General features: G+C 55.9%; 17 protein-coding genes. 3 read left to right on the forward strand and 14 right to left on the reverse strand.

The features are described 5' to 3' along the window. Nucleotides 1-2 precede the first annotated feature (2 nt). Nucleotides 3-638 (reverse strand): lipase family protein, encoded by a 636-nt coding sequence (locus OSB_RS02610; protein WP_049833517.1) that lies wholly within the window; start codon nt 636-638, stop codon nt 3-5. Nucleotides 639-743: 105 nt separating this feature from the next. Beyond that, nucleotides 744-944 carry a hypothetical protein gene (locus OSB_RS02615; RefSeq protein ID WP_049833518.1) on the reverse strand — a complete coding sequence of 67 codons (201 nt, stop codon included), beginning with the start codon at nt 942-944 and terminating at the stop codon, nt 744-746. A 374-nt stretch (nt 945-1318) separates the two neighbouring features. On the opposite strand from OSB_RS02615, the gene OSB_RS02620 reads away from it, so the two are divergent. Beyond that, nucleotides 1319-3829, forward strand: coding sequence for a GcvT family protein (locus OSB_RS02620; RefSeq protein WP_049833519.1), 2511 nt, complete (start codon nt 1319-1321; stop codon nt 3827-3829). Between the two features lie 129 nt (nt 3830-3958). On the opposite strand, the gene OSB_RS02625 is transcribed toward OSB_RS02620, so the two are convergent. After that, entirely contained in the window at nt 3959-4924 is a 966-nt protein-coding gene (locus OSB_RS02625) for a phosphotransferase (protein WP_049833520.1), read from the reverse strand. Nucleotides 4925-5106: 182 nt separating this feature from the next. On the opposite strand from OSB_RS02625, the gene OSB_RS02630 reads away from it, so the two are divergent. Further along, on the forward strand, nt 5107-5649 hold the full coding sequence (locus OSB_RS02630) for a Hint domain-containing protein (protein WP_049833521.1): 543 nt from the start codon (nt 5107-5109) through the stop codon (nt 5647-5649). A 12-nt stretch (nt 5650-5661) separates the two neighbouring features. Here OSB_RS02630 and OSB_RS02635 read toward each other — a convergent pair whose 3' ends face one another. Next, on the reverse strand, nt 5662-6735 hold the full coding sequence (locus tag OSB_RS02635; protein WP_049833522.1) for an NAD(P)/FAD-dependent oxidoreductase: 1074 nt from the start codon (nt 6733-6735) through the stop codon (nt 5662-5664). Nucleotides 6736-6738: 3 nt separating this feature from the next. Then, the gene (locus tag OSB_RS02640; protein ID WP_049833523.1) at nt 6739-7134 is read right to left on the reverse strand and encodes a hypothetical protein; all 396 of its coding nucleotides are present in this window, start codon (nt 7132-7134) and stop codon (nt 6739-6741) included. A gap of 133 nt (nt 7135-7267) precedes the next feature. Here OSB_RS02640 and OSB_RS02645 point away from each other — a divergent pair, with 133 nt between their 5' ends. Next, nucleotides 7268-8380: a YHYH protein gene (locus OSB_RS02645; RefSeq protein ID WP_049833524.1), complete on the forward strand. Its 1113-nt coding sequence runs from the start codon at nt 7268-7270 to the stop codon at nt 8378-8380. 75 nt (nt 8381-8455) lie between these two features. Here the strand turns inward: OSB_RS02645 and OSB_RS02650 are convergent, their stop codons facing one another. From OSB_RS02650 to xdhA, 9 genes are all read right to left on the reverse strand, one after another. After that, nucleotides 8456-8836, reverse strand: a complete 381-nt coding sequence (locus OSB_RS02650; protein WP_049833525.1) for a VOC family protein — start codon at nt 8834-8836, stop codon at nt 8456-8458. Between the two features lie 123 nt (nt 8837-8959). Beyond that, a complete protein-coding gene (locus OSB_RS02655; protein ID WP_074202177.1) occupies nt 8960-10078 on the reverse strand; it encodes a BMP family ABC transporter substrate-binding protein in 1119 nt (372 codons plus the stop codon). A gap of 40 nt (nt 10079-10118) precedes the next feature. Beyond that, on the reverse strand, nt 10119-11195 hold the full coding sequence (locus OSB_RS02660; RefSeq protein ID WP_049833526.1) for an ABC transporter permease: 1077 nt from the start codon (nt 11193-11195) through the stop codon (nt 10119-10121). Further along, nucleotides 11195-11512: a hypothetical protein gene (locus OSB_RS02665; RefSeq protein ID WP_049833527.1), complete on the reverse strand. Its 318-nt coding sequence runs from the start codon at nt 11510-11512 to the stop codon at nt 11195-11197. The genes OSB_RS02660 and OSB_RS02665 overlap by 1 nt, the downstream gene beginning before the upstream one ends. Beyond that, entirely contained in the window at nt 11509-12591 is a 1083-nt protein-coding gene (locus OSB_RS02670; protein WP_049833528.1) for an ABC transporter permease, read from the reverse strand. The genes OSB_RS02665 and OSB_RS02670 overlap by 4 nt, the downstream gene beginning before the upstream one ends. Beyond that, nucleotides 12588-14117 carry an ABC transporter ATP-binding protein gene (locus OSB_RS02675; protein ID WP_049833529.1) on the reverse strand — a complete coding sequence of 510 codons (1530 nt, stop codon included), beginning with the start codon at nt 14115-14117 and terminating at the stop codon, nt 12588-12590. Before OSB_RS02675 ends, OSB_RS02670 begins: the two co-directional genes overlap by 4 nt. Further along, on the reverse strand, nt 14114-14890 hold the full coding sequence (gene xdhC / locus OSB_RS02680) for a xanthine dehydrogenase accessory protein XdhC (protein ID WP_049833530.1): 777 nt from the start codon (nt 14888-14890) through the stop codon (nt 14114-14116). The genes OSB_RS02675 and xdhC overlap by 4 nt, the downstream gene beginning before the upstream one ends. Beyond that, entirely contained in the window at nt 14887-17241 is a 2355-nt protein-coding gene (gene xdhB, locus OSB_RS02685; RefSeq protein WP_049833531.1) for a xanthine dehydrogenase molybdopterin binding subunit, read from the reverse strand. The genes xdhC and xdhB overlap by 4 nt, the downstream gene beginning before the upstream one ends. Continuing rightward, complete coding sequence (gene xdhA / locus OSB_RS02690) at nt 17238-18596, reverse strand: xanthine dehydrogenase small subunit (protein ID WP_049833532.1); 1359 nt, start codon at nt 18594-18596, stop codon at nt 17238-17240. The genes xdhB and xdhA overlap by 4 nt, the downstream gene beginning before the upstream one ends. Nucleotides 18597-18650: the final 54 nt, after the last annotated feature.

An 18650-nucleotide genomic window follows, 5' to 3' on the forward strand; every position in this document is an offset into this window, starting at 1 on the left:
CGCTAACGCGGCCAGCTTTTCACGATCTTTCCAGCGCGACGTTCGATCTCCATCAGTTCGATGTAGCGGGGCATAGAATGATCCTCGCTCTTGTTCTTCGTCACGGGTTGCATGACTTCGGTATTGCCAATGCGTCGGAACCCAAATTGTTTGGGCGGCATTCTGCAAACAAGGTCGTCATTGCGCACAACGTTCAGAACTTTTCCTTCATGGGTGAGCCGCGACCGGCCACGACGGGGCATCGGTGACGCAAATCCAATTGCAGGAACACCATAAATGCAGCCCAGAATTTGAGCCGCCGCAGCGCCTAATGAATGCCCGATGATGAAGGTTGGTCTAGCACGCCCCAGCTTGTTTGCGATGGTAGACGCGTGCCCCGCAAACCCTTTGTGCCAAATAGCATTGCCGCTGGCCTTGCCCATTTGGTCCCAAGAGATTTTGGTTTTCCCAGTCACCAAGTTCGCCTTGGTATAGTCCACCAACTGGTTGCTGCCTGGAATGACCAGGGTGTTGTCACTTAGGAAATATGCTTCGACATGGGCTTCGGTAATATCAGCACGGACAGGCGGCAGATGGCTGGCACCTTTGTAACTGTCACGAACAAGTTCGGCGGCGTCCATCAAATCCATATTGCGCATAGCTGTTCTCCCTTAGGTTTCCCTAAGGTCAATCAGCTATGGAAATATGTCTAGTCGGGTTTTCCGCACCCTAAATAGGTGCAGGTTAAACCAATGATTACGCTGTTAGCGTGCGAGGCTCATGGTTGAAAAACGCATGAAATCATTTTCCGAACGCGACCCAACTGGGCGCGGCGTATAGCTTTCAGCGGCTTCAAAGCCGGAATACAGCGTTTCGCTGCTGTCCATCCGTGAAGCGATTTCGGGCGGTGTACATGCCCCAAGAACCATTACAGCGCCAAGCGCTGCTAGTGAAATACGTGTCATACTGCTCTCCTCGTGGGGCCGCTTAGCACGGCTCTCTCACGTTACTCTGACGCCAACATAGGGGCAGTTGACGCGTTCTCCTAGGGGGAAGCGTGTCCATCTCACACCCTGTCGCAAAATTGCCGCACTCGCTAACCTTTTGATAAAACAACATGTTCTCGCCTTAGTTGCAGTTGGTTTACGTAAGGGAAACACCTGAAAAACATGGGTTTTTGAAGGAATTTCATTTTCTGCCAGAAACGACTGCAAGCAGCCGGTTTTTTGCATGAATTTGTGTTCATGGTCGGTTTTGGTCGCTGTGGCGTCGGCTCGGTTTGGCGAAGATCCCTCAATTGCGCCAAATTACGTGCAAGTACCGTAAGGGAGTCGCACAGATGAAAACGAACGTAAAAGCCTTGGTCGTAGGCGGCGGTGCCGTCGGAACGTCAATCGCATATCACCTCGCCAAGGCAGGCTGGGACGATGTCATGTTGCTGGAACGCGACGAGTTGACGTCCGGTTCCACGTGGCACGCCGCTGGCTTGCTGCCACTGTTCAACATGTCCTACGCGACAACCCACATCCACAAATACTCGGTCGATTTCTACAAAGAGCTTGAGGCAGAGACAGGTTTGAATGCAGGCTTTGCTGTGGTCGGTAACCTGCGCATGGCCCAGACCAAGGAACGCATGGAAGAATACATGCTTTATGCGTCTACGGCGGAAACCTGTGACGTGCCATTTGAATGGCTGACCCCAGAACAGATCAAAGAACGCTGGCCCCTGATCCGCACTGAAGACCTTGAAGGCGCGATTTATCACACCGAAGACGGCTATATTAACCCTGCGGACGTGACGATGGCGATGGCCAAAGGCGCGCGTCAACGCGGTGTTGAGATCGTGCGCAAATGGCAGGCTGATGCGTTTGATTGGAACGGCACCGCGTGGGACGTGACCTGCACAAAGATGGTGGAAAAAGGTGGCAACCTTGTGCCGTCGGACGAGCAGATCGTTATCACGGCTGAACACGTGGTCACGGCATCGGGCAACCACGCCCAGCGGACCGCGAAAATGCTTGGCATCAAGATGCCCGCGATCCCAGTCGAGCACCAGTTTATCGTTATGGATCAGGATGCTACGCTGGTGGAACACCGCGCCGCTGGCAATGGCGAACACCCTGTTATTCGCGACGCAGATGCGCAATCTTATGTGCGCGAAGAACGTGGTGGTTGGATCCTCGGCGTTTATGAAAAGAACGCACCTGCCGTGTTTGAACATGGTGTGCCCGACAGCTTCCGCGCCGATCTCTTTCAGCTCGATCTGGAGCGCATCGAAGAACAATACATGGCGATGATCCATCGTGTTCCGTCCTGCGAAGAAAGCGGACTAAAGGACGATTTCAACGGCCCTATCTGCTACACGCCTGATGGCAACCCGTTGGTCGGTCCGGCGCCTGGTTTGCGCAACATGTGGCTGGCTGAAGGGTTCTCATTTGGCATCACGGCTGCTGGCGGCACGGGGTATTACCTCGCGCAGATGATGGTGGAGGGCGAAGCCGAGATCGACATGGCGAGCCTTGATCCCAAACGTTACGGCGACTGGATGACCACGGAATATGCCGCCCGCAAAAATGAAGAATGCTACGACCACGTCTACATCCTTCACCACCCTGATGAAGAACGCCCTGCCTGTCGTCCCCTGCGCACAGCACCGGCCTATGATCGCCAGAAAGCACGCGGCGCACAGTTCGGGTTCGTTAACGGTTGGGAACGTCCGAACTACTTCGGTGCGCTAGATGCACCAGACAACTTCGATCACGACGCGCGATCTTTCCGCCGTGGCGATTGGTGGCAGCACGCCGTGGATGAGGCCAAAGCAATCCGCGAAGGTGTCGGCCTTATCGACGCCACAGCCTTTACCAAACACGTCGTAAAAGGCCCCGGTGCGACTGCATTCCTTGATTGGTTCACCACCAACAAGTTGCCGAAAATCGGCCGCATTAACCTGACCTACGCACTGACGTCCCACGGCACCACGCGTACCGAATACACCATCGTGCGCACGGGCGAGGACAGCTATTACCTCGTGTCTGCAGGGGCTTGGACGGATTATGACGCCGACTTCCTGCGCAAAGCGATCGAAGACAAAGAGCCCGAATTTGGCCGTATCGAGTGTCAGAACGTCACCACGCAATGGGGCGTCTTCGCGATTGCGGGGCCGAAGTCCCGCGACGTGTTGAACGCGGTCATCAATGACGCAAATCCTGAAACTGCGCTGCACAACAAGAACTTCCCTTGGCTGTCTGCCAAGCAGATTGAACTGGGCATGTGTCCGGTCAACGCCATCCGCGTTGCCTATACAGGTGAGCTTGGTTGGGAATTGCATCACCCGATGGAAATGCAGAACTACTTGTTCGATCTCTTGGAAAAAGCAGGCGAGCCGCATGGCATGAAATTGGTCGGCGCGCGTGCACAAAACTGGCTACGTCAGGAAAAATCATACCGTGCGTTCGGCACCGAATTGGGCCGCGACGCAACCCCGCTTGAGGCTGACTTGCCGCGCTTTGTTGATCTTGAAAAAGACTTCCACGGCAAGGACGCGATGCAAAAGATCGGCATTCGCTCGAAATGCGTGACGCTGCTGATTGACGGTCCTGCGGATGCTGATCCATGGGGCCGCGAGGCGCTGATCCATGACGGGCAAAAGGTCGGGCGCCTGACGTCTGGCGGTTATTCGGTGGCCTTCGAAAAATCCATCGGCATGGGCTACCTACCGGCAGAATTGTGCGCCGTAGGCACGAAAGTTAAGGTGCGCATGTTCCGTGAGTTGTGGGACGCTGAAGTTGTGCAGGACAGCCCCTATGACCCGAAAAACGAAACCATCCGCAAGAACGCTGACGGCGCTTAGTGCCTGAATAGTATCCCCGTTCGCCAGCCCAGTGTTGGCGAACGGGTTTGCGATCCCAAGCGGAAACATCGTTTGCTATGATGACCTGGATGGCGGCATTTCAGCCGATCGCGCGGGACCCTCATTGAGCTAAGCCTGAAACGCCACGTCGAGACGTTGTTTCAGCCGCAAAAATTGCAGCTGCTGAGACTCGTTTTTCGCGTAGCCCGACTTTTCAATCGACGCCCAGTCAATCAACAACCGGCCCCGCATAGCGACGTCGAACAGCTCTGGCTTTACCTTGTGTTTGTAGCCCTTGAAAAACATCTCGCGGTGCTTGGCGATGATGCCGGATCGGTCGATTTCTTCGCTGGGCATTTGGCGGTAAATGTCGACCTTCAGAAAGTCGACAGTGTCATATAACGCCATCTTCATGCGGGCTTCAGTTAGGTCGAAGGCATAGGTCATGCCTGGACTCAGCATCATGTTTTCGCTGTGAAAATCCCCGTGGCTCCACGCGCGAGTGCTTTTGGTGTGGTGGACCTCGACAACATCTTCGCGCAAGATATCACGCATTCGCTCGACGTCTGCTAAGGGTGCTTTCAAGTTCCCGTCTTCGATACGCGCATTTATCTCATGGACCATCCATTTGCCGTCGAACTTGCCCTGTTTCTGCTCTTTGAACTCGTGCATTGCTGTCAGCCAAAGCCCCGCACGACGATAGACCTGACGTGTCGTTTGCAACTGTTGTGATTGCTGTAATCGTTGCCCAGCCGTGGGTAAGTTTAGGAAGTTCATGGCAAAAAACGTGCCAGCTTTGGATAAATATACTGGCGTGGCAGTTCCTAATTTTTCGTAGGTTTGAAAGTGTTTGCTTAGCCGTTTCAGGCCTTCAAATTCTTGTGCCAAACGCGATGTGACGTCCGAGGTGAAATCAACCTTCATTGCATAGATGTCGTGGCCGAAGACGACACGCAACACTTGGCGTTCTAGGGGTAGAACTGGAGAGGTGAAAATACGCTCAACTTTAGGTAGGCCGTGAAAGTCCATCGCATCCGCAAACTCGCGCACCATTGCATTAAGCACTTGGAAATTGGGATCGGTTTCACTCAACATAGGGCACTTTTGCGTGTCTCTCGGGTGGGGGCAACGTGAATACACGTAAGCCGCTAATTTAAGGCAAACTGTCTAAAAGGACAGGATAAATTTGTTACATTTGCCCCATTTGCGCCATGAGCGTGACAGTTTACCGCGTCAGAAATAGCCCAAACCGAGGAAAGACATCGGAAAGAGCAGATATGAGATTTCAACCAGAACTTCAGGCGCTTGCCCCTTGGGTCGCAGCGTTCGGTATCACGCCGCAGACACGAATTTCGACCCCAAACGGGACCCGTGAAGCGCGGGATTTGCGGATCGGTGATATGGTCGAAACCCGCGATCATGGGCCACAGCCAGTCACCAACGTCCGTGAAGCATTCGCCGCACCGAGCGAGCGGAATCATTACCCTGTACGCATCGCCAAGGGCGCATTGGGGTTCGGAATTCCACACGCCGATCTAAACGTCGGACCGCAACATCGCGTGTTGTTTGAACACATCCGTGTGCCATTGATGTTTGGCACAGACGCTGCGCTGGTGCGCGCAAAATCGCTCGCCGTGAGCCATCCTGATGTCAAAGTTACACGCACCGATATGCCCGTGAGTTACATCCAAATTTCATTGGAAGAGCAGGGGGTTATTTTCGCTGAGGGTGTCCCGATTGAGACGATCTTGCCTGAAGGTGAATGCGATTTAGACTATATGACACTACGCTCATGGGAATTGATGGCCGCCGTCGCTTAAGACGTCAGCCGCTTAAGCGAAACGGGCTGGTGACAGTTTCGCGACCATATCCGCCGCAATTTGCGGTGTGTTTCCAACTGTAAGATCAGCCGTCAATTGGCTCGCGGCAGGTGCCGTTTGGAAACCATAGCCGCCTTGTCCTGCCATCCATACAAATGACGGATCCGACTTGTCTGGTCCAAGAACCAGATTGCGATCAGGCGCGAAGGTACGCAGGCCTGCCCAGTTCGACAAAAGCCGCGTCACGGGTTCCGTCACATGTTCCTCATAGCGCGCAAGGCCTTCGGCTAGCATCATGTCGTCTGCCCATGCGTCCATCGGTGGCATAAGCACCTCTTCGGCGGGTGAGACGATCAACGCACCAGCATCTGGTTTCGCGTACCAATCTTCACCGGGCCCAAAAAGCATCGGCCAACCGGACACATCATGACCACCAGGGGCAGGGATGCGTGCCATTGAACGGCGCAGAGGTGTCACACCAAGCGGCGCAACCCCAGCCATTTCAGCGACCACATCCACCCAAGCGCCTGCGGCGTTTACGATGACCCGCGCACTTAGAACGTCATCTCCGACAGTAACGTCCCAGCCAGCAGCGGTGCGGGCGATGGCCGTGACTTCGGCAGAAGTTCGCACCGCGCCCCTGTTGCCACGCACTTCGCTGGCGAAATTCTGAACAAGACGATCTGTATCCAAATCCCACGCGTCGCCGTCATAGCCAACCCGCGTCACAGTATCGTTGAGTATTGGAAACAGCGCACGGCCCTCGGCTACGCTTAGGGTCTCTAGATGCATCTTCGCCAGATCCGTCTCAAACGCGTCTTTGTCATCGGCAGTCCCGATCAACATCAACCCACGCGGGCTCGTGACACCGCCATTTGCCTCGAAATGATAGCCGCGGCTTGCCTCGTTCAAAGCGACCGTTGAGGGCAGCCCATAGCTTTCTTCAAACAACGCTGCAGAACGCCCTGACGCGTGATAGGCCAGTGCGCTTTCGCGCTCCAACACCACGACATGCCCATGATGGGACAGGCGTGCGCCAACTGACGTCCCCGCAATCCCACCGCCGATGACCAGAAAGTCAATCATGTCTTAGCGACCCCGAAGCGAACGCAAAAACAGCCCGACACCACCGATCAGCAAGATAAGGATCATGAGCAGGTCAAACGCGCTCATCCTCACGAGGGTGAAGTTGATGGATGCGATCACGCCAACCACCAGCGCAAGGACGGATCCTAGCGCCAGTATCCAGCCAATCCAATTGCGGCTGTTGTAAAACACCATGCCAACACCGAATGCGAACGGCACAAGGACCAGCCCTGTGGTGACTGGAAACCCGCCAACGGCAAACATCTGGTTTCCAAGCCCAAATTGCGGCCGCACCATGATCCCCTTTAGCAGCAAATACCCCCCCGCGATCATCATGATAATCCCGATCAGAAAGCTGCCTTCCCCACCGTTCGTTCCGCCTGCACCGCGATATGGCATTTGTTTGCTCCCTTGGTTTTGTCGGCACTTTGGAGTGCTCGCGCAAAGAATTCTAGAAATTTCTGTGGGAAGCGACAAATCTAAGTGCCCCGCGCGTATAACGCCTAGAAACCCCAACTATAGAAGATTTTTAATGTTCCATTTCCGCCGTTCAACTGCTGTTGCATGCCTTGCACTCGCACCTTTGGTTGCTCAAGCGCAGATTAATGTCGATTCAATCTCGCAAGATGCCCTCGTTTCCACACCGGAATCCGTTGATTGCACGCTCACAGATGGCAGCACTGCGACCTGTCTTGAGATAACGGTTAAGTATGTTCCCGAGAACCTTGAGGTGGGTCCATTTTGCCCCGCAATGATCGATGACATTGGTGGAATTTGGGACTGGGATGGAGATGAGGCGGGCCTTTATCGCATCGATGCTGCGTTCCTGACGATGCTCGATGAGATGGGGTATCATTTTTACGACGAAGACGGGACGGTCCACGTGTTTGACATCCGTGTCGAAGGGCCGACTGACGACAACGAATGCATCAGCGGCTCGTTTGATGAAGCCGTTGAAATGACAATGTTGATCCCGACGACCCCAGTCATGGCCGATGCGCCCGTTTCCCTAGGGACCGTCGCTAAAGTGGGTGTTTCCTTGTCGGGTGTGCCGGTTTTTGCAGATGCACCCAGCGCGCTTGATACGGGTCATATGCCTGCTTTGGATGTCTGTGCGGGCCATGTCGATCCGGGTGGTTGGTACCACTACCACGGCACCGCGACGGACCTTGATACGGTCTATGACCATGCTGGCGTTGAAGGGTCCTGTGCGAACGCGATTCAAGACGCAAAAGTTCAGTTCGGGTATGCCTTTGACGGCTTTGCGATCATGGGCAGCCTAGAACATGACGGCAGTGTTCCGCGTGATTTGGACGAATGCGGCGGCCACGTTGATGGGGACACGTACCATTACCACGCCAGCGAAGAATTTCCGAACCTGCCTACGTGTTTGGTTGGTCTTCAAGCGGAAGACAACTACAGCACCAACGCTGCCGGCGGAATTGGCGCTGAAGGGAAGGGTCCCGGTGGGCAAGGCGGACGCCCCGATTTTGCAGCGATGGCAGAAGCGTTGGGTGTTGATGAACAACTGCTCGCCCGCACTTTGGAAGAAGCAGGCGGCCCGCAAGCTGACCTCGCAGCGGTTGCCGCAGTGCTTGGTGTTGACGAAGACGCCTTACGCGCTGCACTGCCACAACGCCCATAATTCCCCATTTCCCAACGACCACCACTTACCCTGAAACGCGAAGGGCCCGTCATTTGGCGGGCCTTTTCTATTTCATCAGGTCGGCGCAAACTCCGTCAGCGATAACACATTGCCGCATGGATCGTTAAACCACGCAATCTTGCTCCCATCCGGTGTGGTCCAAATGCCAGACGCGTCCTGTTCCAGATGTTCAAACGTCAAAAAGGTGACACCTTTGGCTATAAGCGTCGCGATTTCGGACGTCATATCAGCAACCTCCCAGCCATGCACAGTATGCGTCGCGACGTGTAGATCAGGTACAATCTGGACCCGCAGCATCGCCGCGCCGTCGTCAAATACCAACGCGTAAGGCGACTCCTCGATCAAATCGAGCCCCATAACCTCACGATAAAATGCCTTCGCTGCGTCAGGTTGGGTCGTCGCTACAAAACAAATTGGTCGCCGTGTGTTGATCATTGTGTTGCTTTCGCTGTGAGTGGACCCAACCTAGGCGAATACCGCCACATAACCTAAAGCCCCATTAAACGGCAAAAGGCCCACCATTTCTGGCGGGCCTTTCTCATTTCAAAGAGCAGTCGCTTACTGCGGAACTTCTGCTGTCAGACCTTCAACGTAGAAGTTCATGCCAGCCAAACCATCGTCCGAGTAGTCCTGCGCTGTTTCGCCTTCAGCCAACCAAACAGAACCGTCCTGTTTGTTGATCGGGCCAGTGAACGCGTGGTATTCGCCAGACGCCAATTCTGCGACCATTGCTTCGGCAGATGCTTTGACTTCAGCTGGGATCGCGTCAGAGATTTCACCGATGCCAACCATGCCTGCGCCGATACCATCCCATGTGGATGTGCTTTCCCATGTGCCGTCCATAACAGCCTGTGTGCGCGCAATGTAGTACGGCGCCCAGTCATCGATGATGGACGATACGCGTGGCATTGGGCCGAATTCTGACATGTCAGACGCTTGACCGAATGTGTATACGTTGCCAGCGGCCTGCGCCGCAGCCTGTGGTGCTGTGGAGTCAGTGTGCTGCAAGATCACGTCTGCGCCTTGCTCGATCAGAACGTTTGCTGCTTCAGCTTCTTTTGCAGGGTCGAACCAAGTGTACGCCCAAATGATCTTGAACTCGACGTCTGGGTTTACTTCTTTCGCGTGAAGGTAAGCAGAGTTGATGCCACGGATAACTTCCGGAATCGGGAAGGACGCGATGTAGCCGATGACGTTGGATTCAGTGATCTGACCCGCGATGTGGCCTTGAACTGCGCGGCCTTCGTAAAAACGTGCGGAATAAACAGAAACGTTGTCCGCCTGCTTGTAACCTGTTGCGTGCTCAAAACGAACATCAGGGAACTGGGCCGCGACGTTGATTGTCGGATCCATGTAACCAAAGGACGTTGTGAAAATCAGGTCAGCACCTTCCAGCGCCATCTGTGTCATCACACGCTCAGCATCTGGGCCTTCTGGAACGCTTTCAACGAACACAGTTTCAACTGCATCGCCAAATTCTGCTTCAACAGCAAGGCGACCTTGGTCGTGTTCGTATGTCCAGCCGCCGTCGCCAACTGGGCCAACGTAAACGAAACCGACTTTGGTTGCGCCGTCTTCGCCGGACGCCATATCGTCTGAGCCTGGTGCAATGTAGAAATACGCGGCAGCAGCTGCGACAACGACCGCTGCTCCACCCAGTAATGCCTTCATGTTCATGTCTTATCCCCCTTGGATTTTTCTGAGTTATTGATGTGCCTCAACGTGAGGCGTGGAAAATCTTGCCGAGCGACCCCGGCGCTCCGCCGCTGGACATAATGACCAGAACGAAGATGGTGGCAATATAAGGCGAGGATGAAAGCCAAAGAGTCTCGTTAAAAACCCATCCAAGCCATTTATAAACGCTAAAGAATGCGGCTGCGATGCAAAGACTGGCGCTCCACCAAAGCATCTTGGCTGTAAATCTGCGTTTCTGGGTCAACCCTACGATGATTACGACAACGGCCGCTGTCAGCGCGGTGATCGTGAGAACATCGAGCAACGAAAGGCTCGCGGCCTGTAGGTTCAGCTGCAACGCTGTCACACCGCCAAACAAATATGCGCCCAGCAACAATCGCCCGGGTTTCCAGCCAGCGAAGACCACAATCGCAAGGGCGATCCAGCCCATCCCAGCGGTCAGGCCCGCGGCATAGGTCGGCACCCGCACGATAGACAAATACGCACCACCAAGCCCCGCACAGGCCCCGCCAAACATGATCGCCAGCATACGTGTGCGCACGACGTTGTAGCCCAATGCGTGGGCCGCCTCGTGGTTCTCACCGACAGCGCGCAAGATCAAACCGGCGCGGGATTTTTTCAAGAACCACCAAACGCCCGCGACAATGCCAAGGCCGATGTAAACCATCGGGTCATGTTGGAATACAATCGGGCCAAGGATCGGAATGTCGCCGAGCAGTGGAATGTGCCAGTCAGGGAATACAGGGGCCTTCACACCAAGGTAATCCTGCCCAAGAAGCGCGGCGAGGCCCAACCCGAACAGTGTCAATGCCAAGCCTGTCGCCACCTGATTGGACAGCAAAAACTGCGTCAGAAATCCAAACAGAAGGGATAGCCCAGCACCACCAACGGAGGCCGCAATAAATCCGATCCACGGGTTGCCGGTTTTGATCGCGGCAATAAACCCGATAACCGAACCGGTAATCATCATCCCTTCAACACCAAGGTTCAAAACCCCAGCGCGTTCCACCACCAGCTCACCGATCGCGGCAAGCATAATTGGGGTGGCGGCCACCATTAGGGAGGCAAGCAGCAGTTGCGGGTCAATCGATCCAAACATCACGCAATCCCTCCATGAACGACGAGATGAACTAGACCGGCAACACTCAATGCTGCAGCCATCATCACTCCAATGTGGCGCAGGGATGGGCGGTGCAGGCGATCCATGAATTGGCGTGCTCGTGGGGAGAGGCGCGCGGCAAATAACGCGCCCCCGATCACGACCGCAGCAAACACGACATGGGCTGCAACAAACGCGATCAACGCACCTGCGCCAAGCGTTCCGTCACCCGTCAACGCGCTGTGTAGCATCCACATCATCATCAGCCCCATCAGGCCGCCCATGACAATGGGTTTGGTATGGTTGAAAATTCTCATGCCACGGCCCCCCGTTTCATCCGCACGCGGTAGTTCGTCAGAACGTCGACGCCAAGCAGTGAAAACAGAAGCGTCCCTTGGAACACTTGGATCGCAGCCTTCGGTAGCCCAAGCGAAGACTGCGCTACATCGCCACCGATATAGGTCAGTGCCATCAACGTTCCCGCCATCAAAATACCGACGGGATGCAAGCGTCCCAAGAAGGCAACGATGATCGCGGTGAACCCATAGCCGACGTTGAAGTCGATGCTGACAACGCCCGCCGGACCGGACACTTCCGTCAGGCCCGCGATCCCTGCCAATGCGCCAGATGTACCAAGACAGAACAAGACCAATCGCGCAGGGTTAACGCCCGAAAACGCAGCCGCGCGTGGTGCTTGGCCTGCCAGTTTGATTTGGAAGCCAAGGATATGTCGGGTGAACAGGATATACGCAAAGATCACCGCGATAAGGGCTATTACGACGCCCCAGTGCATGCCGTTTCCTTGGTCGATCCACGAACTGGCTGATGCGTATTGCGATAGATTGCGTGAGCCCGGAAAGCCCATGCCTTCGGGGTTTTTTAACGCTCCAAGCGCCATGGCTGCTAGCAATTGTTCGGCCACATAGACCAACATCAAAGACACCAAAATCTCGTTAGTGTTGAACTTTACGCGCAAAATTCCTGGAATCATCGCCCATGCGAAACCACCAAATGCCCCCGCGATCAGCATTGCCGGAAGGACCAGCCAACGTGCCTCCATCGGATACAGCGCAAGGCCCACGGCAGCACCGCACAACGCCCCGATGATGTATTGCCCCTCGGCACCGATGTTCCAGATGCCTGCCTTGAACCCAAGCGAAAGGCCCAACGCGATGGCGACCAATGGCGCGCCCTTGATCAGGAGTTGTGGCAGGTAAAAGAAGTTGAACTCGCCAAACAGCGGCTCCCAGAAGATTTTGCTTAGCGCCTCGATTGGTGGCTTTCCAAGGGTTGCAAACAAGGCAGCCCCGAAGATCATCGTCAGAATGACCGCGACAATCGGCGCGCCATAAGACCAGAATTGCGACGGCTGCGGGCGTTTTTCCAAAATGATCATGTCGCAGCCTCCACATGCGCGACTTCCATATCGTGCGCACCACCCAACATCAGGCCGATTTCCTCAACAGTGAGGCCTTGCGCCGGGCGTGGCTTGGACAGCCGCCCTTCGTTCAACGCAGCAAACTGGTCTGAGATTTCCATCAACTCATCAAGATCTTGGCTGATCACAATGACCCCAGCACCCTTGGCCGCCAAATCCAGCAAAGCCTGCCGAATAGCGGCCGCCGCGCTCGCATCAACGCCCCACGTCGGCTGGTTGACGATCAGGATCTTCGGGTCTTGCAAAATCTCACGCCCGATGACGAATTTCTGCAGGTTCCCACCACTCAACGACCGCGCGGCATTGCCGGCCCCCGGCGTGCGGACATCAAAGCGCTCGATAATGATTTCGGCAAAGTTCCGCGTTTTGTTCCAGTCGATAAACCCGTTTTTTGCCAGGTCTTTACGCTTGCGTCCCGTCAACGCGGCGTTCTCTGTTAAGGACATATCAGGTGCGGCGGCATGGCCCATGCGCTCCTCAGGGGCCGCGCAAATCCCAAGGCTGCGCCGTGCATCTGGCGCCATCTGGCCAATGTCTTGGTCCATAAAGGCAACTTGTCCGGCACCAACCTTGATTTCGCCCGACAACGCACCGAGCAATTCGTCCTGCCCGTTGCCTGCAACGCCACCAATCCCGATGACATCGCCTGCGCGAATGTCGAGGGTGATGTCCTTTAGTGAGGTTCCATATTCAGCGGGCGAGCGGGCGGAAAGGCCGCTGATCTGCATCAGCGTTTCGCCAGTCTCACCGGCTTCGCGTTCCGGCACATGAAGCGTTCCACCCACCATCAGCTCGGCCATTTCGCGCGCCGATGTCTCGCGTGGGTCGCAGGTTCCGACGACTTCGCCGAGGCGCAAAACCGTCGCGTGATCGCACAGCGCACGAATTTCTTCGAGCTTGTGCGAAATGTATAAAATCGCTGTACCTTCGGACTTCAGCTTGCGCAGGGTCTCGAACAGAATCTCGACTTCTTGTGGGGTCAAAACGCTTGTCGGTTCATCCATGATAAGCACCTTCGGGTCTTGCAGAAGGCAGCGAATAATCTCGACACGTTGGCGCTCGCCCGCGCTTAAATCACCGACAATGCGCGACGGGTTCAGCGGTAATCCGTAGGTTTCAGAGACCTCTTTGATGCGCTGCGCGAGGTCTTTCATTGGGGGCGGGTTTTCCATCCCCAAGGCAACGTTTTCCGCGACATCCAAGGCTTCAAACAATGAGAAATGCTGAAAGACCATCGCGATACCCGCGGCGCGTGCGGCCCGTGGTTCTGCGGGTGTGAAAGGTTTTCCGTCCAGCGTCATCGTGCCCGTGTCAGGCTTGACCAATCCATAGATGGTTTTGACTAAGGTGGACTTCCCCGCGCCGTTTTCGCCCAGTAGCGCGTGAACTTCGCCTGCTTGAATGTTGAACGACACGTCGGAATTCGCAACGACTCCAGGGTAGGCTTTGGTCAGCCCCTCGAGCTTCATAAGCGGTTCGGTCATGCTGTGCGTTCCCCTATCCCCTGGCGTTCAACCCCGTCCGCCGAAGCAGAGATTAACGCAGCCGCAGCACTTACGGCAATGGCTTGCGGGTGCTTTCCAAGGCTCGGATCGCCAATGGGACAAGCAATGCGTGAAATCTGTGCAGATGTGTGCCCCATTGAGGCGAGCTTTGATCGAAACCGTGCCCATTTCGTCGCGGAACCGATCAAACCCGCGCTCGCGAATCCATGACGTAGCAGCGCATCGCAGAGTGCCAAATCAATTGCGTGGGAGTAGGTCAGGACAAGGTGATCCGCATCACGGGGCGCATGGGCAACGGCGCGAACTGGGTCAGCAGCCACAAGGGGCGCTACCGTGATCGCAAGCACATCAGGCATGCGCTCGGCGGTGGTGTCGATCAATGTGATTTGGCGGTCTTCAAGTGGTGCCAAAACGTTGGCGATCGCACGCCCAACATGACCTGCCCCCCAAATCCACAGGGGCGGTTGTGACGGTTTTTCGAGTTGGTCATCACGGTTGAAATCAAGCGTGACAACACCCCCGCAGCATTGGCCCAGATCAGGGCCAAGCGGCATGACCCGTTGGATTTTCATCAAGTTGTCACGCAACATTTCCCGCGCGATTTTTGCCGCCTCAAATTCCAGCGCTCCACCACCGATGGAGCCTTCCTGACGGTCCGGCCAGATGCGCATAACGGCGCCTACTTCACGCGGGGCGGAGCCTTTGACGGCCCCGACGGTCACCGCAATGAACTGTTCTTCGTTTTGGCTCATGCACGGGCTCGCTTGACGGCTTGCAGCACTTCTTGCGCCGTCGCGGGGGCTTGCAAATCCGGATAGGTCGCCCCGCAGGCTCCACAAGCATCTGCTAAGGCCAAATGCGCCGAAATCCCGAGCATAAACGGCGGCTCTCCGACTGCTTTGGACCGATAGACCGTTTCAGCGCGGTTTTCGCCATCCCACAAAGCGACGTTAAAAACCTCGGGACGGTCACTGCAGGCGGGAATTTTATAGGTGCTGGGCGCATGCGTGCGTAAACGTCCCGCATCGTCCCAAACGAGTTCCTCGGTGGTCAACCAGCCCGCACCTTGCACAAATCCACCCTCAATTTGACCGATGTCCAAAGCGGGGTTCAGTGACGCCCCAGCGTCATGCAAAACATCAACGCGCAGCAGGCGATTTTCACCTGTCAGCGTGTCGATCACCACTTCGGAAATCGCCGCGCCATATGCGAAATAGAAGAATGGGCGACCCTTTCCTGCGATCCGATCCCATGCAACGTCGGGTGTTTTATAAAAGCCCGTGGCGCTTAGGCTGACGCGGTTTTCATACGCAGTCTTGGCAGCATCCGCGAAGGACATCTCGACATTGCCAACCACGACCATGCCATTGTCGAACGTAACATCTCCAGTCGCCGTCTCGTGAATTTCGGCCAGACACTCCGCGATCCGGTCTCGGATGATGTCGCATGCGTTTTGCACCGCCATGCCGTTCAAATCCGTCCCGCTCGATGCGGCTGTCGCAGACGTGTTTGGTACCTTGCCCGTGTCCGTTGCTGTGATTTTCACGGCACTCAAATCCACCCCGAACCGCGCCGCCGCAACCTGCGCCACTTTCTGGAACAACCCTTGCCCCATCTCGGTGCCGCCGTGGTTCAGCTGGATCGATCCGTCTTGATACACATGCACCAGTGCGCCCGCTTGGTTCAGGTGCGTAAGGGTAAATGAAATGCCGAACTTAACGGGGTTGAACGCGATCCCTTTCTTGAGGGTTGTGTGCTTGGCATTCCACTCGTCCACAGCCGCTTTTCGGCCTTCATAGTCAGCATCTGCAAGCAGCTTTTCGGTCATCTCGTGCAGGATGAAGTCTGTGACTTCCATGTCGTAGGGCGTCGTATTTTCCGCTTCGGCGACCGGCGAATGCTCTGCCCCGAAGCGCCGACCAGTTCCCGCCTTTCCCTCTGACGAACCAGCCACCGCATCGGGCGCGGCATAGAAGTTCACCCGTCGCACCGCAGCAGGGTCCTTGCCCAACGCATGGGCCACGTGGTCCATAACCCTCTCAATCCCCAGCATCCCTTGCGGGCCACCAAAGCCACGATAGGCCGTAGCACTTTGCATGTTGGTTTTCAGCCGATGCGAGGTGATGCGTGCAGCAGGCAATAGGTAGGCATTGTCCGCGTGCAACATGGCGCGATCCGCGACAGGCAGGGACAGATCCTGCGCCCAACCGCAACGCGTGTAATGCGTGAAATCCACTCCGGTCAGTCGACCGTTTGCGTCATAGCCAACATCATAATCGATGCGGAAATCGTGGCGCTTACCAGTGATCGTCATGTCGTCGTCGCGATCATAGCGCATCTTGCAAGGTTGCCCCGTTGCGCGCGCGGCAACCGCGCAACTCACCGCGAGGGCGTTGCCTTGGCTTTCCTTACCGCCAAACCCACCACCCATGCGACGGATTTCAACACGCACGGCATGCATATCAACACCCAGCGCGTCCGCCACTTTGTGTTGAATTTCTGTTGGGTGTTGCGTTGATGAATGCACCACCATATCGCCGCCTTCTTGCGGAAGGGCGAGGGCGGCTTGGCCTTCTAGGTAAAAATGCTCCTGTCCGCCCATCTCAATCCGCCCCTTAAGGCGGTTTGGTGCAGATGAAAGCGCTGAGGCGATATCGCCTTTCGTATAAACGCGCGGACCGTTTTCAAACCTTGCATCCGCCGCGAGCGCGTCTTCGATGCTGAAAATCGGGGTTTCTTCGACGTATTGAATGTCGCCCTGACGCGCAGCAAAACGGGCTTGCGAGTGTGTTTGCGCCACAACCAAAAAGATCGGCTGTCCGACATAGTGAACGGTTCCGTCCGACAGCAGTGGTTCATCATGGATCGACGGGGAAACATCATTGGCAAAAGGAAGATCCTTCGCCGTTAGAACTGCGACAACTCCGGGGGCTTGCTTCACCTTTTCAAGGTTCACCGATTTGAGCATTCCACGCGCAACCGTGCTTGTGCCAAAGGCCAGATGCAGCGTGCCTGCGGGCATCGGTACGTCATCAACATAGCGCGCAGTTCCGGTAACATGGAGCTTCGCTGCGTCATGGGGGAGGGGCTTAGAAACACTCATGCGCGGACCTCCAGAACACTTGTTTCAGTGCCGTTGATGTCATCGAAATAGCGTAGCAACTGACCCTGCGCCGCTTCCATGCGGTAGGTGGCAGAGGCACGCATGTCGCTCATGGGTTGGAAGTCTTCGGTTAGGCTCTCTGCTGCCGCTTGCAGTGTTTCAAACGCCCAAGGGCGTCCGACCAGCGTGGCCTCTGACGAGGCCGCGCGTTTAGGCGTTCCGGCCATACCGCCAAATGCGATACGTGCCGCGGTGATTTCGCCGTCTTCAACCGTGATATTGAAACAGCCACAGACCGCCGAGATGTCTTGGTCAAACCGCTTGGAAAGTTTGTAACAGCGCAACGAGGGGGCCGTTTTGGGGATCGTTACAGCTTCGACGAATTCCCCGGGTTGGCGGTCTTGCTTGCCATAAGCGATGAAGAAATCCTCAATCGGCATGTCGCGTCGCGAGTCGCCACACCGAAGATGCAGTGTTGCGTCCAGCGCGATCAGGGCAGGCGGGTTGTCCCCGATGGGCGACCCATTGGCGATGTTGCCGCCAATTGTCGCCGCGTTGCGCACTTGTTCAGAGCCATATCTGCGGATCATTTCAGCGTAAGACGGATGCAAGTCTCGCACTGCGCCTAATACATCCGTCATTGTAACGGCCGCGCCGATTCGAAATGCATCACCTTGATCTTCGATTTGTTGCAGGTCGGCGCAGCGGTTTAGAAATGCCACATCTCCCAGATCAGTGAAGTGTTTGGTGACCCACAGACCAACATCCGTCGCGCCAGCAATAAGCGTTCCTTCGGGGTGCTCCATGTACCACTGTGCAAGTTCGTCGCTGGTAGATGGCGCAGGAATGTCCGTTTCGCCAAGTTGCGGTGGCACTTCGCGCATGTGGTCTGGGACGGATGTACCTTCGCTTGCATTGGCCGCGCGTATGATTGGTGCGTAGCCAGTACAGCGGCACAGATTACCAGCGAGCACATCATCATGGTCAGTGCGCCCGTTCAGATGACCTGTGGCCATCGACATCACAAAACCAGGTGTGCAGAAACCACATTGGCTACCGTGATTGTCGATCATTGCCTGTTGCACAGGGTGCAGGGTTCCATCGGGTGAGGCAAGACCTTCGACGGTGCGCACGGCTTTCCCATGAAGCTGCGGCATGAACAGGATACAGGCATTCAAGGTGCGCGCGCCGTTTTCGTCGGTCACCATCACCGAACACGCACCGCAGTCGCCCTCGTTGCAGCCTTCCTTGGTTCCCGTTAGGTGGCGCTTTTCGCGCAACCAGTCGAGCAGCGTTTGCGTGGGGTGGGTGTCCACATCCACGGTCTCTCCGTTGAGAAGAAACGTTACATTCATGATATTGCTCTGCCGCGGTACCAAGGAAAGTTGGTGCGCTGGGTCGATGCGGCG

The sequence above is a fragment of the Octadecabacter temperatus genome (genome assembly GCF_001187845.1).
GTDB classification, from domain to species: domain Bacteria; phylum Pseudomonadota; class Alphaproteobacteria; order Rhodobacterales; family Rhodobacteraceae; genus Octadecabacter; species Octadecabacter temperatus.

Bases quoted from the DNA above. Each gene is read 5' to 3' on its own strand.
- OSB_RS02630 (WP_049833521.1), top strand. From the start codon at position 5,107: ATGAGATTTCAACCAGAACTTCAGGCGCTTGCCCCTTGGGTCGCAGCG.
- OSB_RS02675 (WP_049833529.1), bottom strand. From the start codon at position 14,117: ATGACCGAACCGCTTATGAAGCTCGAGGGGCTGACCAAAGCCTACCCT.
- OSB_RS02670 (WP_049833528.1), bottom strand. From the start codon at position 12,591: ATGATCATTTTGGAAAAACGCCCGCAGCCGTCGCAATTCTGGTCTTAT.
- OSB_RS02660 (WP_049833526.1), bottom strand. From the start codon at position 11,195: ATGTTTGGATCGATTGACCCGCAACTGCTGCTTGCCTCCCTAATGGTG.
- OSB_RS02615 (WP_049833518.1), bottom strand. From the start codon at position 944: ATGACACGTATTTCACTAGCAGCGCTTGGCGCTGTAATGGTTCTTGGG.
- OSB_RS02610 (WP_049833517.1), bottom strand. From the start codon at position 638: ATGCGCAATATGGATTTGATGGACGCCGCCGAACTTGTTCGTGACAGT.
- OSB_RS02665 (WP_049833527.1), bottom strand. From the start codon at position 11,512: ATGAGAATTTTCAACCATACCAAACCCATTGTCATGGGCGGCCTGATG.
- OSB_RS02650 (WP_049833525.1), bottom strand. From the start codon at position 8,836: ATGATCAACACACGGCGACCAATTTGTTTTGTAGCGACGACCCAACCT.
- xdhA (WP_049833532.1), bottom strand. From the start codon at position 18,596: ATGAATGTAACGTTTCTTCTCAACGGAGAGACCGTGGATGTGGACACC.
- OSB_RS02620 (WP_049833519.1), top strand. From the start codon at position 1,319: ATGAAAACGAACGTAAAAGCCTTGGTCGTAGGCGGCGGTGCCGTCGGA.
- OSB_RS02640 (WP_049833523.1), bottom strand. From the start codon at position 7,134: ATGCCATATCGCGGTGCAGGCGGAACGAACGGTGGGGAAGGCAGCTTT.
- OSB_RS02635 (WP_049833522.1), bottom strand. From the start codon at position 6,735: ATGATTGACTTTCTGGTCATCGGCGGTGGGATTGCGGGGACGTCAGTT.
- xdhB (WP_049833531.1), bottom strand. From the start codon at position 17,241: ATGAGTGTTTCTAAGCCCCTCCCCCATGACGCAGCGAAGCTCCATGTT.
- xdhC (WP_049833530.1), bottom strand. From the start codon at position 14,890: ATGAGCCAAAACGAAGAACAGTTCATTGCGGTGACCGTCGGGGCCGTC.
- OSB_RS02645 (WP_049833524.1), top strand. From the start codon at position 7,268: ATGTTCCATTTCCGCCGTTCAACTGCTGTTGCATGCCTTGCACTCGCA.
- OSB_RS02625 (WP_049833520.1), bottom strand. From the start codon at position 4,924: ATGTTGAGTGAAACCGATCCCAATTTCCAAGTGCTTAATGCAATGGTG.
- OSB_RS02655 (WP_074202177.1), bottom strand. From the start codon at position 10,078: ATGAACATGAAGGCATTACTGGGTGGAGCAGCGGTCGTTGTCGCAGCT.